The sequence below is a fragment of the Actinomadura sp. HBU206391 genome (genome assembly GCF_014323665.1).
Taxonomy (GTDB): domain Bacteria; phylum Actinomycetota; class Actinomycetes; order Streptosporangiales; family Streptosporangiaceae; genus Actinomadura_C.
On record NZ_JABVEB010000128.1, the window covers coordinates 1 to 15,772 of the forward strand.

The 15,772-nt window shown below is 70.7% G+C and carries 19 protein-coding genes and 2 tRNA genes; 17 read left to right on the forward strand and 4 right to left on the reverse strand.

Features of this window, described 5'->3' with window-relative positions; all coding sequences use genetic code 11:
* From HKK72_RS26585 to HKK72_RS26600, 4 genes are all read left to right on the forward strand, one after another.
* Positions 1 to 331 (forward strand): cellulose binding domain-containing protein (locus tag HKK72_RS26585; RefSeq protein ID WP_187237165.1); only part of this gene is annotated, 331 nt, incomplete at its 5' end.
* 118 nt (positions 332 to 449) lie between these two features.
* On the forward strand, positions 450 to 1,214 hold the full coding sequence (locus HKK72_RS26590; RefSeq protein ID WP_187237166.1) for a fumarylacetoacetate hydrolase family protein: 765 nt from the start codon (positions 450 to 452) through the stop codon (positions 1,212 to 1,214).
* Positions 1,215 to 1,296: 82 nt separating this feature from the next.
* Positions 1,297 to 1,368, forward strand: a tRNA-Gln gene (locus tag HKK72_RS26595).
* A 140-nt stretch (positions 1,369 to 1,508) separates the two neighbouring features.
* Positions 1,509 to 1,581 (forward strand) — tRNA-Glu (locus HKK72_RS26600).
* Between the two features lie 69 nt (positions 1,582 to 1,650).
* Here HKK72_RS26600 and HKK72_RS26605 read toward each other — a convergent pair.
* Positions 1,651 to 1,983, reverse strand: coding sequence for a GNAT family N-acetyltransferase (locus HKK72_RS26605; protein ID WP_187237167.1), 333 nt, complete (start codon positions 1,981 to 1,983; stop codon positions 1,651 to 1,653).
* Positions 1,984 to 2,216: 233 nt separating this feature from the next.
* On the opposite strand from HKK72_RS26605, the gene HKK72_RS26610 reads away from it, so the two are divergent.
* From HKK72_RS26610 to HKK72_RS26625, 4 genes are all read left to right on the forward strand, one after another.
* Positions 2,217 to 3,302 carry an S-(hydroxymethyl)mycothiol dehydrogenase gene (locus HKK72_RS26610; protein ID WP_187237168.1) on the forward strand — a complete coding sequence of 362 codons (1,086 nt, stop codon included), beginning with the start codon at positions 2,217 to 2,219 and terminating at the stop codon, positions 3,300 to 3,302.
* The gene (locus tag HKK72_RS26615) at positions 3,302 to 3,919 is read left to right on the forward strand and encodes an MBL fold metallo-hydrolase (RefSeq protein WP_187237180.1); all 618 of its coding nucleotides are present in this window, start codon (positions 3,302 to 3,304) and stop codon (positions 3,917 to 3,919) included. Before HKK72_RS26610 ends, HKK72_RS26615 begins: the two co-directional genes overlap by 1 nt.
* 67 nt (positions 3,920 to 3,986) lie before the next feature.
* Entirely contained in the window at positions 3,987 to 4,436 is a 450-nt protein-coding gene (locus tag HKK72_RS26620; protein WP_187237169.1) for a hypothetical protein, read from the forward strand.
* A gap of 125 nt (positions 4,437 to 4,561) precedes the next feature.
* Complete coding sequence (locus tag HKK72_RS26625) at positions 4,562 to 5,608, forward strand: phosphotransferase enzyme family protein (protein ID WP_187237170.1); 1,047 nt, start codon at positions 4,562 to 4,564, stop codon at positions 5,606 to 5,608.
* 210 nt (positions 5,609 to 5,818) lie between these two features.
* Here the strand turns inward: HKK72_RS26625 and HKK72_RS26630 are convergent, their stop codons facing one another.
* Entirely contained in the window at positions 5,819 to 6,229 is a 411-nt protein-coding gene (locus HKK72_RS26630; RefSeq protein WP_187237171.1) for a DUF2000 domain-containing protein, read from the reverse strand.
* Between the two features lie 138 nt (positions 6,230 to 6,367).
* On the opposite strand from HKK72_RS26630, the gene HKK72_RS26635 reads away from it, so the two are divergent.
* From HKK72_RS26635 to HKK72_RS26645, 3 genes are read left to right on the forward strand one after another with little or no spacing between them, the layout of a single operon-like run.
* Complete coding sequence (locus HKK72_RS26635) at positions 6,368 to 7,288, forward strand: AraC family transcriptional regulator (RefSeq protein ID WP_187237172.1); 921 nt, start codon at positions 6,368 to 6,370, stop codon at positions 7,286 to 7,288.
* Positions 7,289 to 7,318: 30 nt separating this feature from the next.
* Positions 7,319 to 8,686 carry a hemolysin family protein gene (locus tag HKK72_RS26640; RefSeq protein ID WP_187237173.1) on the forward strand — a complete coding sequence of 456 codons (1,368 nt, stop codon included), beginning with the start codon at positions 7,319 to 7,321 and terminating at the stop codon, positions 8,684 to 8,686.
* The gene (locus tag HKK72_RS26645; RefSeq protein ID WP_222721159.1) at positions 8,683 to 9,687 is read left to right on the forward strand and encodes a hemolysin family protein; all 1,005 of its coding nucleotides are present in this window, start codon (positions 8,683 to 8,685) and stop codon (positions 9,685 to 9,687) included. The genes HKK72_RS26640 and HKK72_RS26645 overlap by 4 nt, the downstream gene beginning before the upstream one ends.
* 53 nt (positions 9,688 to 9,740) lie before the next feature.
* Here HKK72_RS26645 and HKK72_RS26650 read toward each other — a convergent pair whose 3' ends face one another.
* The gene (locus HKK72_RS26650; protein ID WP_187237182.1) at positions 9,741 to 10,736 is read right to left on the reverse strand and encodes a redoxin domain-containing protein; all 996 of its coding nucleotides are present in this window, start codon (positions 10,734 to 10,736) and stop codon (positions 9,741 to 9,743) included.
* Between the two features lie 117 nt (positions 10,737 to 10,853).
* Here HKK72_RS26650 and HKK72_RS26655 point away from each other — a divergent pair, with 117 nt between their 5' ends.
* Both HKK72_RS26655 and HKK72_RS26660 read left to right on the forward strand, forming a co-directional pair.
* Positions 10,854 to 11,480, forward strand: a complete 627-nt coding sequence (locus HKK72_RS26655) for a MerR family transcriptional regulator (RefSeq protein ID WP_187237174.1) — start codon at positions 10,854 to 10,856, stop codon at positions 11,478 to 11,480.
* A gap of 213 nt (positions 11,481 to 11,693) precedes the next feature.
* Entirely contained in the window at positions 11,694 to 12,104 is a 411-nt protein-coding gene (locus HKK72_RS26660) for a hypothetical protein (protein ID WP_187237175.1), read from the forward strand.
* A gap of 21 nt (positions 12,105 to 12,125) precedes the next feature.
* Here the strand turns inward: HKK72_RS26660 and HKK72_RS26665 are convergent, their stop codons facing one another.
* Positions 12,126 to 12,845, reverse strand: coding sequence for an IclR family transcriptional regulator (locus HKK72_RS26665; RefSeq protein ID WP_187237176.1), 720 nt, complete (start codon positions 12,843 to 12,845; stop codon positions 12,126 to 12,128).
* A 91-nt stretch (positions 12,846 to 12,936) separates the two neighbouring features.
* Between HKK72_RS26665 and leuC the strand changes: the two genes are divergently transcribed.
* The 4 genes from leuC to HKK72_RS26685 all read left to right on the forward strand — a co-directional run.
* A complete protein-coding gene (gene leuC, locus HKK72_RS26670; protein WP_187237177.1) occupies positions 12,937 to 14,334 on the forward strand; it encodes a 3-isopropylmalate dehydratase large subunit in 1,398 nt (465 codons plus the stop codon).
* 9 nt (positions 14,335 to 14,343) lie between these two features.
* A complete protein-coding gene (gene leuD / locus HKK72_RS26675) occupies positions 14,344 to 14,934 on the forward strand; it encodes a 3-isopropylmalate dehydratase small subunit (RefSeq protein ID WP_187237178.1) in 591 nt (196 codons plus the stop codon).
* Positions 14,935 to 14,977: 43 nt separating this feature from the next.
* Positions 14,978 to 15,322, forward strand: coding sequence for a hypothetical protein (locus HKK72_RS26680; protein WP_222721162.1), 345 nt, complete (start codon positions 14,978 to 14,980; stop codon positions 15,320 to 15,322).
* 188 nt (positions 15,323 to 15,510) lie between these two features.
* Positions 15,511 to 15,772: HU family DNA-binding protein (locus HKK72_RS26685; RefSeq protein ID WP_187237179.1), on the forward strand; the 262-nt coding region annotated here is incomplete at its 3' end.

Sequence of the window (15,772 nt, forward strand, 5' to 3'; positions counted from 1 at the left end):
GATCGCACCGCCGCAGCCGAGCGGCCCGGCGGTGCGTTATCAGACCGTCCAGCAGGACCCGGGATACTTCGAGGGCGTCCTGACCTTCACCAATGAGACCGGTGAGATGATGCACGCCTGGGAGGTGTCGTTCACCTATCCCGGGGCGAACGTCAAGAACATTTGGGACGCGGTGCTCGTACGGGGCGGCGACCATCCCGTCATCCGCAGTCTGCGTACCGCTGAGGCCATCCCACCCGGCGGCTCGCTCGAGGTCCGCTTCGGTGCGGAGGGCGTGCCCTCGATGCCGCGTGACTGTCTTTTCGGTGGTCAGGCCTGCGGCTTCGCCTGACGCGAGCCTCTCAGCGGCACCGGATGGAGTGTCGCGCGCGCCGTGGCGCGAGGACCGCCGTCGTCCCAGGTGATGGACGCCCGCCGTGCCGTGTCCGGAGCGCGGCTAGGCTTTGGGCATGCGTATTGCAAGGTTTTCCACGGATGACGGGATGTCCTTCGGAGTGATCGAGGAGGATTCCGTCGCCGCGATCGCGGCCCACCCGTTCGGTGATCTGCGATTCACCGGCGAGAGGTTCGCCCTTGCCGATGTACGGCTGCTCGCGCCGATCCTGCCCAGCAAGGTCATCGGGATCGGGAAGAACTATGCCGAGCACGCTCGCGAGATGGGCGGCGAGCCGCCCGAGGAGCCGGTGGTCTTCAGCAAGCCGTCGACCACGGTGATCGGCCCGGGTGAGACCGTCGCCTACCCGGAGAAGCTCTCTCAGCGGGTCGACTACGAGGGCGAGCTGGCGGTCGTCATCGGCAGGATGTGCCGTGAGGTCCCCGCGGCACGCGCCGCCGAGGTGATCCTCGGTTACACCTGCGGCAACGACGTCACCGCCCGCGACCTGCAGCAGCGGGACGGGCAGTGGACGCGGGCGAAGGGATTCGACACCTTCTGTCCGCTGGGTCCGTGGATCGAGACGTCCGCCGACCCCGCGGACCTCGCGATCACGACGATGGTCAACGGAGAGGTACGCCAGGACGCGCGTACGTCGCTGCTGATCCACGACATCCCGACACTGATCGAGTACGTCAGCCAGGTGATGACCCTGCTGCCCGGTGACGTGATCTTGACCGGTACGCCGGCCGGCGTCGGTCCGTTGGAGATCGATGACGAGGTGTCGGTGACCATCGAGTCCATCGGCACGCTCACGAACCGGGTCGTCTCACGCGAGTAATCACGAGCTATTGGTTTTGGTTCAGACTCTCGACTCCGGTAAGCTCTCCGAGGCGCAAGCGGCCCGGAAGGGCATACGCCGGTGGGGTATGGTGTAATCGGCAGCACGACTGATTCTGGTTCAGTTAGTCTAGGTTCGAGTCCTGGTACCCCAGCTGGGTCGACTGGCTTCGGTCGGTTTGACCCATTTCTCTTGTACGAGGCGGTTCGTAAGATCCGGTTCGGGCAAGGGTTGAATGTCCGGTAAGCTGAGCGTCGCCCGAGTGAGAGATCACAAGGGCGAGAGCAAGATCTTGGCCCCGTCGTCTAGTGGCCTAGGACGCCGCCCTCTCAAGGCGGTAACGCCGGTTCGAATCCGGTCGGGGCTACATATGTGGCAGTGCACGAAGGCCTGATCATCCACACGGTGATCAGGCCTTCGGCCGTCTGCGGGCCGATCACGTTCCCGAGGCTTCGGTTCCTTCGCTCAGCTTGAACTCGGCACGCCTGTCTTCGGGCACCAAGTCGAGGTAGTCCGCGTGCCTGCTGATCCAGTCGCGGATGAAAGGGCAGTAGGGCAGCACTCCGAGACCGGTGTCCCGAGAGGCGTCGAGCGCCTCGCGAACGAGCCGGCTGCCGATCCCACGGCCGTCGAACCGGGGATCCACCTCCGTGTGCAGGAGCGCGATGTCGTCCCCGCGCAGCCGATAGTCGAGGAATCCGGCGAGTTCCTCCCCTTCGTAGACCTCGAAGCGCTTCTGATCGGGAACGTCGATGATCCGCAGTGCCATGTGTGCCCAATCCGCCTTCGCATGCGGGCGTGACCCGGATGTCACGCCTCAGATCCAGGGAGCCGGCCCGTTGGTCGCCGATGTCCGAGCCCGCCGGACCGCCCGGAAACCATGGTCGCATCCGCCCGGCGGGGCCTGCGACGAGACGGACGCCGCGCGGCACGGCGCGGCACTAGGCTGCTGCTGCAGGTGTCGGCTTTCGCGCCGTCCGCCTACGTACGAGGAGAGAGCGCATGGCACACGAGGTCCGTGGTGTGATCGCCCGTAAGAAGGGCGAGCCCGTATCGGTGGAGACGATCATCGTTCCGGATCCCGGGCCGGGTGAGGCTCTGGTCCAGGTACAGGCGTGCGGCGTCTGCCACACGGACCTGCACTATCGCCAGGGAGGCATCAACGACGACTTCCCGTTCCTGCTCGGCCACGAGGCGGCCGGGATCGTGGAGGAGGTCGGCGTCGGGGTGACCGACGTGGCGCCCGGCGACTACGTCATCCTCAACTGGCGGGCGGTCTGCGGCCAGTGCCGCGCCTGTTCCCGCGGCCGCCCCTGGTACTGCTTCGCCACGCACAACGCCACCCAGAAGATGACGCTCGCCGACGGCACCGAGCTCGCGCCCGCGCTCGGCATCGGAGCCTTCGCCGACAAGACCCTGGTCGCGGCGGGTCAGTGCACCAAGGTCGATCCGGCCGCCAGTCCGGCGGCGGCGGGGCTGCTGGGCTGCGGCATCATGGCCGGCCTCGGCGCCGCGATCAACACGGGCGGCGTCACGCGGGGCGACTCGGTCGCGGTCATCGGGTGCGGCGGTGTGGGCAACGCGGCCATCGCGGGCGCGCGGCTCGCCGGAGCGTCGAAGATCATCGCGGTGGACATCGACGACCGCAAGCTGGAGTGGGCCCGAGGGTTCGGTGCGACGCACACGGTGAACTCCGCGGCCACCGATCCCGTCCAGGCGATCCGTGAACTCACCGGCGGCGACGGCGCCGACGTCGTGATCGAGGCCGTGGGCCGCCCCGAGACCTACGAGCAGGCCTTCTACGCCCGAGATCTGGCCGGCACCGTGGTGCTGGTCGGCGTGCCCACCCCGGACATGCGCATCGACCTTCCGTTGCTCGACGTCTTCGGCCGGGGCGGCGCGCTGAAGTCGTCCTGGTACGGCGACTGCCTGCCCTCCCGCGACTTCCCGATGCTCATCGACCTCTACAAGCAGGGCCGGCTCGAACTCGACGGCTTCGTCTCCGAGACGATCGGCCTGGACGAGGTCGAGTCCGCGTTCGACAAGATGCACCGCGGCGAGGTGCTTCGCTCGGTGGTGCTGCTGTGATCGAGCATCTGGTCACCTCGGGTCAGTTCACTCTCGACGGCGGCACCTGGGACGTCGACAACAACGTCTGGCTGGTCGGCGATGACGACGAGGTGCTGGTGATCGACGCCGCCCACGACGCCGACGCCATCCTGACCGCGATCGCCGGGCGGCGGCTCGTCGCCATCGTGTCCACGCACGCCCACAACGATCACATCAACGCGGCGGCGGCGGTGGCGGACGGGACCGGTGCGCCGATCCTGCTGCACGAGGACGACCGGGTGCTGTGGGACGCGGTCTATCCGGACCGCGCGCCGGACGGATCGCTCGCCGACGGTGACGAGATCACCGTCGCGGGCACGGTGCTGCGCGTCATGCACACGCCCGGCCACGCCCCCGGAGCCGTCTGCCTGTACGCGCCGGAGCTCGAGACCGTGTTCACCGGCGACACCCTCTTCCAGGGCGGCCCGGGAGCGACCGGCAGGTCCTACTCCGATTTCCCCACGATCATCGACTCGATCCGCGACCGACTGCTCGCGCTGCCGCCGAAGACGGTCGTGCGGACGGGGCACGGCGACACCACCGTCATCGGCACGGAGGCTCCGCACCTGGAGGAATGGATCCAGCGCGGCCACTGAGCCGGTCTGCGTGGGATTTCACGGTATGTGTCGGCAGATGTCAGTGCGGTCTGCCACGATGCGTGGCATGGGCAATCTGTATGACTACTTCACCGCCGCCGATGACGACGCCGCCGCGTCGGCCGCCGACCTGGTGGGCGGGCCCGCCGACGGCGGGTTCGACGTCCTGGCCACCAAGGGCATCGATCCGGTGGTGCAGATGGGGACGCTCGAGGCGCTGTTGACGGGCAGGCCGTACAAGGAGGTCATCCGGGATCCACGGCAGGGGGACGAGCTCCGGCGGAGTGCCGAGGCCGCCGAGCACGGTGTGGCGACCCTGACCGACTCGCTGGCCGCCGCGCTGGCCGATGCCGATCAGCGTCGGCTGGCCGAGGTGGCGGTGCCGTGGTCGGAGACCGACGAGTTCTGGGGTCAGGCCGACCCGGAGATCCTCGCGGGCTTCCTCGGTGAGCTCGCGGATCTGGCGCGCCGCGCGCGGGACGCCGGGCACCGGCTCTACTGCTGGTGGAGTCTGTGAATCTCCGTGGGGGGAGATGCGCGGTGGGCGCCGGTGTTGTTCAATGGAACATCTGTTCGTCCCGCCCCGAACCCCGCTCGAACATGTTCGTCGTGACCTGACCAAGGCATGAGGTGTCGACTTCGGTGAGCTCTGGCGTGCGGTCGCCCTCCGCACGCCTGCTCCGCCGTTGGGAGACGGATGAGCCGCAGGAGCTCTCCGCCCTCACCGCGGAGCCCGAGAACCGGAACTGGCGGGTCGTGACGCCCGGAGGGCGCTTCCTGCTCACGCGGCTTGTGTCCGCGACCCGGCGGCAGGCCCTGTTCCGGATTCAGGTGACGGCGGCGCTCGCTGCGGCGGGGCTGCCGGTGCCGGCCCCCATCCCGACACGCGACGGCCGCCCGCTGGTCGAGACCGCTCACGGGCGCTATGCGCTGTACTCCTGGATCGACGGCCGCCACCGAGAGGGCGTCGACCTCGGCATCGGCGAATGCCTGGAGCTCGGCAGGGTCCTCGGCCGACTTCACTCCGAGCTCGACCGGCTCACCCCGCCGGTGCAGCAGAGCCTGCTGGTGCCCGCCACCCGGGCCTGCGACGCCATCGCGGTCGCCGATCGGCTGCTCGCGGTCAGGTCCGACGACGGCGAGGGGCACGGTGAGCCCGCCGGGCGGCGGCTGGCGGGGCGGCGCGAGCTGCTCCTGGAGCTCGCCGACCACGAACCGCCCGCGGTCGAGACGGTGACGGCGGGCTACGTGCACGGCGGCCTTCACTCCGGCAACCTGCTGTACGGCCGGTTCACCGGCGGGGTCGTCGCCATCACGGGCTGGAGCGGGCCGCACATCGCGCCGTTCGCCGGGGAGCTCGTGGGGGCCGCCGTGGCGCTGTTCGGGTACGGCGACGAACGCGGCCTCGACCTGGAGCGCGTCGAGGCGTTCGTCCGCGGCCACGCGGCGGTCTTCCGGCTCGACGCGGGCCAGGTGCAGTCCGCGGTGCACCGGATGTGGTGGGAACGGCTCTGCGACGTCGAGGCGCTCGATCCCCGGGTCCCCGGTCGAGAGCGCTACGGCGACCGGGCGGCCGCTCTCGTCGAGTGGTGGACGGCCCATCTCGACCGCACCCTCGACGTCTTCGAGGCGGCCTACGCCCCCGGCGCCGGCGACCCCGATGCCGAGGCCGCCGCCGAGACCGCCTGAGAGCGCGAGGCCGCCCGCGTCGTAGCGCGGCGGCGATGAAGATCCATGATTTCCATACGATCCGTCGCGACCTCGTCTACATTCTGAAGCCCGCTCTCTTCATCCGCGTATGTGGTGACTTCTGCCACTTACACGATCAAAGCTGTTCGCCGTGAGGCCGCGCGGATCCCGCCGTGCCGGAGAGGCGCCCGTGACGTCGGTCGAGACGCGTCAGGGATGGAGCGGGAGACCCTTCATGACCTTGTCGACGGCGTTCCGGGGGCCGTGGATCGCGAGCCCGACGAGCCGGAGCTCGTCGGCGGGCACTGCGACGAGGGCGGCGCGATTGTCGTCGTCGTTGCCGGTCGCGAAGAGCTCCTCGGTGTAGACCCCGACGAGGAGGCCGCGGGAGAGCGCCCGGGCGTGCGCGCGTCCGAGCGCCTCACCCTCGGCCGCGTGGACCAGCACCGGCTGGCGGAACGTCGACAGGTAGCGGTTGCCGGAGCCGTCCTCGTACGGCTTGCCGATCAGTTCGGGGAATCCGGCGGCGACCCCGCCGGCGAGGAAGGTCGTCACGTTGAGCTTCTGCCATGCCGCCAGGTCCTCCCGGACGGCGATGGCGATCTTGGTGTCGAATCGCATGCCGGCAGCCTGCCCGGGTCGGCAGCCGTCGTATTGAACGCTGGTGCGCGACGAGCCGGACGCCGTGCGGTTCGGGCCGAATGCCGCTGCGGAACGGGCCGGGGCCGGTGTGGGCCGGACGCCGGTGACAATGGGGGCATGGACGTCGACGGCGAGTGGGTGAGCTACTGGCGGTCCGCCGATCAGCCGCTCGAGGCGATGCGGGCCCATTTCCAGCGGCACGCCTACCATCGGCACAGCCACGAGACCTACTCCTTCGGGGTCACCGAGCAGGGCGCGCAGTCGTTCAGGTGCCGAGGCGCGGCGCACACGAGCACGACCGGAATGGTGATGGCCTTCAACCCCGATGATCCGCACGACGGGCGGACGGCCACCGATCCGGGCTTCACCTACCGCATCGTCCATGTCGGCGCCGAGCTGGTCGCCGACGTGCTCGGCGACGTCGCCGGCCGACCGGCGGGGCTGCCGCTGTTCGCCGATCCGATCGTGCACGATCGGGCGCTCGCCCGGGTCGTCTGGCGGTTGCACACCGAGCTGACCGAAGCGCCGGCGGACGGCGCCGGCGCCCTGCGGCGGGACGAACTGCTGTCGGCCGCACTCACCGCACTGGTGCGCCGCGGGGCGACCGGGCCCGGCTCCGGGAACGGCACCGCTGCGAGGAACGGAGCCTCGGCGGTCCGGATCGCCGGCCGGGTGCGTACGCTGCTGGACGAGGCCTATGCCGACGACCTGGGCGCGGACGATCTCGCCGCGGTCACCGGGGCCAGCCGCTACGCCGTCTACCGAGCCTTCCAGGCGGTCTACGGCATGTCACCGAGCGACTACCAACGGCAGGCGCGGCTGCGCGCCGCGCGCCGGATGCTCGCCACGGGCGGTGCCCCCGCCAGGGTCGCCGCGGCGGTAGGCTTCGCCGACCAAAGCCATCTGACCCGTTGGTTCAGCAGGTACTACGGCATCACACCAGGCGCCTATCGCCACGCGGCCCTGGACCATGTGAGACCATCCTGTCCGATGGGCGACCGGGAGAGTGACATCCTCCTCAATGGATCCGAGCAATAGATCCGCCGACCCCCACCGGGGGCCGGCGTCGTGATCCTCGATGTGGTCTTCCTGGCCGCCGCGCTGGGACTGATCGGCGCCAACGGCGTCTTCGTCGCCGCGGAGTTCTCGCTGGTGACCGTCGAGCGCAGCCAGGTGCAGCGGCTCGCCGACGAGGGTGATCGAGGGGCCAAGGGCATCCTCACCGCCGTGCGCCGGCTGTCGTTCCAGCTCTCGGGCGCCCAGCTGGGCATCACGATCACTTCCCTGCTGCTCGGTGTGATGACCGAGCCGGCCATCGCGCACCTGCTGGCGCCGCTGATCTCGGCCCTGCCCGCGGGCTCGGACCGCGCTGCGGACGCTGCGGCCATCGCGGCGGCGCTGGTCATCGCCACGGTCGCGCAGATGGTGCTGGGCGAGCTGGTGCCCAAGAACGCCGCGCTGGCCAGCCCCCTGACGGTGGCCCGGTTCGCCACTCCGCCGCAGCGGGCCTTCTCGATCGTGTTCGGTCCACTGATCAGGGCGTTCAACGCCGGGGCGAACGGGATCGTCCGGTGGCTCGGCGTGGAGCCCCAGGACGAGCTCGCCTCGGCCCGGTCACCCGACGAGCTCGGCCTTCTGGTTCGGCTGTCGGCCGAGGCGGGGACCCTGCAGCCGACCACCGCCGCCATGCTGCACCGGGCGCTGAGATTCGGAGACAAGCTCGCGGCCGAGGCCATGACGCCCCGCGTCGACTGCATCGTGGTCGACGCCTCGGCGAGCGTGGCCGAGCTGCTGGAGATCGCCGATCGCAGCGGTCACCTGCGCTTCCCCGTACGCGACGACGACGAGGACCACGGCGCCGAGGGCGGCTGGGGCGAGGCCGCTGGGGTCAAGGGGGTGGCCGGCGTGGCCGGCGCGTTCGCCGTGCCGGAGCCCGACCGCGCGACCACGTGCGTGGCCGACATCGTGCTCGCTCCGGTACTGGTGCCGGGCACGCTTGGGCTGGGCACCGTGCTGGAGCGCCTGCGCGCCGCCCGCACCGAGATGGCGATCGTGGTGGACGAGTACGGCGGGTTCGCGGGCATCGTCACCACCGAGGACCTCGCCGAGGAACTGGTCGGCGAGATGGCCGACGAGTACGACCTGCCGGACGAGGAGTCGGCCGAGCCGGTCTCGACGCGGCTCGCGCCGGGCGAGTCCACGACCGTTCCGGGCGGGCTGAGCGCCGACGAGGTGGAGGAGCGCACCGGGTTCGTCATGCCGGAGGGGCCGTACGAGACCCTCGCGGGCCTCGTGCTGGCGCGGCTCGGTCACCTGCCCGTCGCGGGGGAGCGGGCCGTCGTGGACGGCTGGGAGCTGGTCGTCAAGGTGATGGAGCGGCACCGCGTCGAGCAGGTCACCGTCACCGCCCCCGCCCGCACCGAGGAGTGGTCGTGAACGCGCTCGATCTGGTCGCCATCGTGGCCCTGCTCGGGCTCAACGGCTTCTTCGTCGGCTCGGAGTTCGCACTGATCTCTGCGCGCCGCACGCGGATCGAGCCGCTCACCGGCCACTCGCGGAGGGCACGCGCGGTGGTCGCGGCGATGGAGTCGGTGCCGACGATGCTGGCCGGCGCGCAGCTGGGCGTGACGGTGGCGTCCCTGCTGCTCGGGGCGATCGGCGAGCCGGCCATCGCGGATGCGCTGGAACCGTGGTTCGAGGACGCGCACGTGCCCGAGCACTTCGTGCACCCGGTCGCCTTCGCGCTGGCGCTGGCGCTCGTGGTGTCGGGGCACATCATGCTCGGCGAGATGGTGCCCAAGAACCTAGCTCTGGCCGGCCCCGAGAGCGCCGCGCTGTGGATCGTGCCGCCCCTGCTGGCGTTCTCGCGGCTCGTCCAGCCCTTCATCGCCGTCATCAAACTGCTGTCGGACGCGACCCTGCGGCTGATGCGCCTGCCCGCGACGAGCGAGGTCCGCACCGTGTACACGCGCGACGAACTGCCGGCGCTCATCGGAGAGTCGCGCGAGCACCGTCTGCTCAACGCGGCCGAGCACGACCGGATGATCGCCGCCCTCGCGCTGCACGCCCAGCCGGTCGAGGCGGTGATGGTGCCGCTGGACCAGGTCGTCACGGTCTCGGCCGACACCACGCCCGCCGAGTTGCAGGACTTCGCCGGGCGGTACGGGCACTCGCGCTTCCCCGTGCACGGCGACGAGCGGGGTGACCTGCGCGGCTATCTGCACATCCTGGACGCCCTCAACGGCGCGCCCAGGGAACGGCCGCTGCCGGTCCGGACGCTGCCGCGAGTGGCGGGCGGCGCCATGCTGGCCGACGTGCTCGCCCTGATGCGCAAGAGCCGTGCCCAGGTCGTCGCCGTGTCGGGCCAGGACGGCGCCACGGTCGGGGTGGCGACCCTCGACGACGTTCTGGTCGCGTTGCTCCAGCCGGCGGAGTGATCGGCCGGCGGAGTGATGGGCCGGCGGAGTGACGGCCCGGATCAGCCGGTGCTTCATCGGCCGCCCTCGGGCAGCGGACGGTAGAGGGGGATGCCCGCGCGCGTCAGCTCGTCGCGGAGCGCGAAGTAAGCGTCGCCGAACGGATCATCGCCGGTCAGCGGCATCAGGCCGCGCCGGATCGCCACGTCGTGCGGGGCCAGGGCGGCCGCCGTCTCCAGATGCCGCCGGGCGGCGTCCGCGCGGTCGTTGCGGGCCAGCCACGTGGCGAGCCGGGCATGTGCCCGGGCGAGCCGCTCGTCACGGGTCGGGACCCGCAGGTGTTCGCGGACCTGCGCGTCGCTGAGCCCGGGGTCGCCGTCGATCACCCAGCGTCGCAGCGCGTCGAGCGAGGCCGCCGAGTCGAGCCCGTTCATCGACCGGAACAGGTCGGTCGCCGTCTGGGTGTCCTGTGGCCGGGCGACGCGGCCGTCCTCACCGATCCACACCACGGTGGGCACGTTGATCACGTTGTAGAGCTCGGCGACCGAGCCCTCGCTGTCGACCAGCGCCGGATGCGGGCCATGAGGTCCTGTGGCGTCCTTGAGCGCCTCGTCGATCCACGGGCGGGCGTCGTCCGTGGATCGGTCCGCGGCGACGCTCACCACGGTCAGGCCGTACGGCGCGAGGGCCGCATGCCGTGCCTGCCAGGCCGCGAGGTCGTAGCGGCAGCCGCACCAGGAGGCCCAGAAGACCAGCGCCACCTTGCGACCGCGGAAGTCCGACAGCGAGACGCCGTCGAGGGTGAAGTCCGGTGCGCGCCCGGGCGTGAGCGAAGGGGCGAACGGGCCGGCCCCGTCGGCGAAGGCGACGACGCGCTCGGCCGGGTCGACGGCGGCGATCTTCCCGACCAGCTCGGCGAACTCGGCGACGTCGATGCCGTCGGGCGTCTCGGCGGCGGCCGCGCGGGCTCGCGGCAGGCACGCCTGCTCGCGGCACCACCCGTACTCCCTGGGCTCCCAGCCGAGCAGCGGCAGGTCCGGCCGGACCAGCAGCCGACCCCCGGTGACCATGGCGTTCAGCGGGTACGTCCGGTCGGCCTCGACGGCGGTGAACGGGACTTGGAGCTCACTGGATAGTTGCACTATCCAATAGTTGGATAGCGCTAGTGTCTAGTCAAGGGGGTGCGGATGAAAATCTCGGAGCTCAGTGATCGGAGCGGTCTGACCGTACAGACGATCAAGTTCTATCTCCGCGAGGGCCTGATGCCGAAGGGCGCGGCCACCGGCGCCACGCGCGCGGAGTACGGCGACGCTCATCTGGAGCGGCTGCGGCTCATCCGCGCGTTGCGCGAGGTCGGCGATCTTCCGGTGTCCGCGATCAAGCGGATCGTCGGCGCCGTCGACGACACGGAGGTCGGCCTGCACGAGCTGCTGGGACGGGTGCAGTACGCCATCGGGCCGCACGTGGAGATCCCGGCGGACGACCCGCTCTGGCGGGCCGCGCGTGAGGACGTCGACGCGCTGATCGCCGAGCTTGGCTGGCGGGTCACCGCCGACGCGCCCGCCCGCGACCTGCTCGCCCAGACGTTCGTGGCCCTGCGCAAGCTGGGCTTCCCCGTCGTCCTCACCGAACTGCGCCCCTACATCGAGGCCGCCGTCGACATCGGCGAGCACGAGGCCGGCCGGCTGTCCACCGACGAACCTCGTAGCCGCGCCATCCACGGGATGCTCGTGACCACCGTGCTCTACGAGCAGGTGCTGCTGGCCCTGCACCGGCTCGCCCAGGAGCACGCGTCCGCCCGCCGACTCGGATAGCGGCGATCGGGCCCGGAGCCGGGCCCGAGATCCCGGTAATCTCCGAAAGGAATGCGACGAGCGTGTTCGTTCGGCTACGGTCGGTCACGCGGTACGTCTCACACAGTTCTGCGAGCGCCGGTGACCGGCCGGCCGCCCGACCAGATCGTTCCTTCACGGCCGCTACGTGACGGCGCCGGGGCATGCCCGGCACGAGCGGGAAGACGCATCCGCATGGCTTTCGATACGACAGGTTCCGGCGGCGACGTTCCGGTGGGCGAGCACCGTGATCGCGGCCGTCGGCGCCCCGCCGGCGAGAACCGGCTCGGGCGTTCCGCGGTGCGCGAGGACGCGGCGGCCGACGCCATGGTGGCCCTCTTCGACCGGGGCCGGCCCGAGGATTTCGCCCGGGTCTATCTCGCGCTGCGCGACGGCGGCTACACCAGGGATCGGCTGATCGAGCTGATGTGCGGCCGGGGCGAGGACTACGACCCCTTCCTCTTCGCCGGGGCGCTGGCGGAACTGCCGCACCTGTCCGACACCGAGTTCGCCAGGCACGGCCTCGACGCCATCCAGGTGGCCATGATGCGGGCCAGCTTCGCCGACTGGTACCGCGCCCTGGTCAGGCGTGGCCTGGGTTCGTGAGCCGCCGCGTCCGCTGAACGCTCAGCCGGTCGTGCGGCGCATCGAGTCTGAGATCTTCTCGGCGGCGGCCATCACCGGGTGGGCATGCTGGCGCCCGGGTGAGCGGGTCAGCCGCTCGATCGGGCCCGAGACCGAGACCGCGGCGATCACCCGCCCGCCGGCGCCACGGATCGCGGCGGAGACCGAGGCCACCCCCGACTCCCGCTCGCCGACGCTCTGCGCCCACCCGCGACGCCGCACCGACGCCAGGGTCGTGGCCTCGAACTTCGCGCCGCGCAGACCGCGATGCAGCCGGTCGGGCTCCTCCCACGCCAGCAGGATCTGTGCCGCCGACCCCGCCGTCATCGGCAGCGCGCTGCCGACCGGTACGGTGTCGCGCAGCCCGCTGGTGCGCTCGGCCGCGGCCACGCACACGCGGACGTCCCCCTGCCGTCGGTAGAGTTGGGCGCTCTCTCCGGTGAGATCACGTAGCTGGGTCAGGACGGGCTGGGCGATGGCCAGCAGCCGGTCCTCTCCGGCGGCGACCGCGAGCTCGGCCAGCCGCGGGCCGAGGATGAAGCGCCCCTGAGTGTCCCGGTGGACCAGGCGATGGTGCTCCAGGGCGACGGCGAGCCGATGGGCGGTGGGCCGAGCCAGTCCGGTCGTCTGCACGAGCTGTGCGAGCGAGGCCGGGCCGGCTTCCAGCGTGTTCAGAACGAGAACCGCTTTGTCGAGAACGCCGACTCCGCTAGAGTTGTCCATACCTCGATATTGCCGTCTCGGATTCTGAGATGCAAGTCGAAGTCGGAACGGCGCAGAGCGGCGCCGAGCAGCGATCGGATGAGGTGGAGCGATGGGCCGCACATTGGCGGACAAGGTTTACGACGCGCACGTCGTACGACAGGCCGAGGGCGAGCCGGATCTGCTCTACATCGACCTGCACCTCGTGCACGAGGTGACCAGCCCGCAGGCCTTCGACGGGCTGCGCATGGCCGGGCGGGTCGTCCGCCGGCCGGAGCTGACCATCGCCACCGAGGACCACAACGTCCCCACCACCGACATCCTGGCGCCGATCGCCGACCCGGTCTCGCGCACCCAGATCGAGACGCTGCGCAAGAACTGCGCCGAGTTCGGGATCCGGCTGCACCCGATGGGCGACGCCGGGCAGGGCATCGTGCACGTCATCGGACCTCAGCTCGGGCTGACCCAGCCGGGCATGACCGTGGTCTGCGGCGACTCCCACACCTCGACGCACGGTGCGTTCGGGGCGCTCGCCTTCGGCATCGGCACCAGCGAGGTCGAGCACGTGCTCGCCACCCAGGCGCTGCCGCAGATCAGGCCCAAGACGATGGCGATCACGGTCGAGAACACGCTGCCGTACGGCGTGACGGCCAAGGACCTGATCCTGGCGATCATCGCGAGGATCGGCACCGGCGGCGGCCAGGGGTACATCGTCGAGTACCGGGGCGAGGCGATCAGCGCGCTGTCGATGGAGGGCCGGATGACGGTCTGCAACATGTCCATCGAGGCGGGCGCCCGGGCAGGCATGATCGCGCCGGACGAGACGACCTTCGCCTACCTGGAGGGCCGCCCGCACGCCCCGTCCGGCGCGGACTGGGAGGCGGCCAAGGAGTACTGGCTGTCGCTGCGCACCGACGACGACGCGACCTTCGACCGTGAGATCGTGATCGACGCGGCGGAGCTGACGCCGTTCGTCACCTGGGGCACCAACCCGGGGCAGGGCGTACCGCTGGCCGCGACCGTCCCCAGTCCGGCCGAGTTCGCCGATCCGGCGGCGCGCGCCGCGGCCGAGCGGGCCCTGGAGTACATGGCCCTGACCGCGGGCACCCCGCTGCGCGACGTCGCGGTCGACACCGTGTTCGTCGGCTCCTGCACCAACGGGCGGATCGAGGACCTGCGGCTCGCCGCGGACATCATCAGGGGCCGCAAGGTGGCCGACGGCGTCCGCATGCTGGTCGTGCCCGGATCGATGAAGGTCAAGGCGCAGGCCGAACAGGAAGGCCTCAAGGAGGTGTTCCGAGCGGCCGGCGCCGAGTGGCGTGAGGCGGGCTGCTCGATGTGCCTCGGCATGAACCCCGACCAGCTCAAGCCGGGCGAGCGCAGCGCGTCCACCTCCAACCGGAACTTCGAGGGGCGGCAGGGCAAGGGCGGGCGCACCCATCTGGTGTCACCCGCCGTCGCCGCCGCCACCGCCGTCACCGGCCGCCTGACGGCCCCCGCCGACCTGTAAGGGGAGATCATGGAAGCGTTCACCGTTCACACCGGCCGCGCGGTGCCCCTGCGCCGCAGCAACGTCGACACCGACCAGATCATCCCGGCGGTCTGGCTGAAGCAGGTCAGCCGCACCGGATTCGAGAAGGGCCTGTTCGCCGCGTGGCGCGAAGACCCCTCCTTCGTGCTCAACGACCCCGTCTACGCCGGGGCGAGCATCCTGGTGGCCGGGCCCGACTTCGGCACCGGCTCCTCCCGCGAGCACGCCGTCTGGGCGTTGCAGCAGTACGGCTTCCGTGCCGTCGTCGCGGCCCGCTTCGGCGACATCTTCCGCAACAACGCGACCAAGATGGGCCTGCTGCCGATCCAGCTCCCCGAGGCCGATGTCGAGCGGATGCAGGGCAAGATCGAGGCCAACCCCGCCAAGGAGTTCACGGTCGACCTCGACCGGCGCGAGCTCCGCTGCGACGAGGGCGGCGTGCAGTCCTTCGAGATCGACGACTACACCCGGTGGCGCCTCATGGAGGGCCTCGACGACATCGGGCTGACCCTCCGCCACGCCGACGCCATCGCCTCGTACGAGGAGGGCCGTTCGTCCTGGCTGCCCGCCACGGCGTGACCGGAGAGGCCGGCCGCCCGGGTGCGGACGAGATGAGCGTCACGTGAGCGCGCCGCGCCCTCGTCCGGGTGACCCGGGCTGGGCGGGGCCGGAGTGGGATGACCCCGCCCTCACCGCGCTGGCTCACCGGCTGCGTGAGGCACACCGCCTGGTCGCTCCGCTTCCCGTGGACGACCGGCGGCGACTGATCCGGCAGCTGCTCATGATCACCGATCTCGCCAAGCGCGATCCCGAACTCGCCGGGCGTCGCCTGGCGGCGTTCTTGACCGATTTCGAGCAGTGGCGGGAACCGTCTGCCGAGCCCGGCGACCAAGAGCGGCGCGAGCTGCGGCGGACGATCGGCGGAGATCCTGGAGGGCCTGGCGAGAGCGGCCGGCAGGCAGAGTGACGCTTGTCACCGATATCACCCGCCCTGACGTGTTTTGTGGGCATCCGTCCAGGCCATACAGCCTGTGGAAACGGGGGAGGAGCAAGGAAATCGCCTACGACACGGCAACTATTGCTTGCAGGTGATTGTGCAGCCGCCGTAGGTCCCCTAGTTTCGTCGGGGCAAGGGGGAACTGGAGGAGTATCCCAATGAACAAGCGTGAGCTGGTCGACGCGATCTCTGAGCGGCTGGGGAGCAAGAAAGCCGCATCCGAGGCTGTCGATGCCATCTTGGAGACCATCCAAGCGGCGGTCGCCAAGGGAGAGAAAGTCGCCATCACCGGGTTCGGTTCGTTCGAGAAGGCCGATCGGCCTGCCCGAACGGCTCGTAACCCGGCAACAGGCAAGGCCATCCAGGTCCCTGCGACATCGGTGCCGAAGTTCAAGCCCGGTGCCGATTTCAAGAATCTGG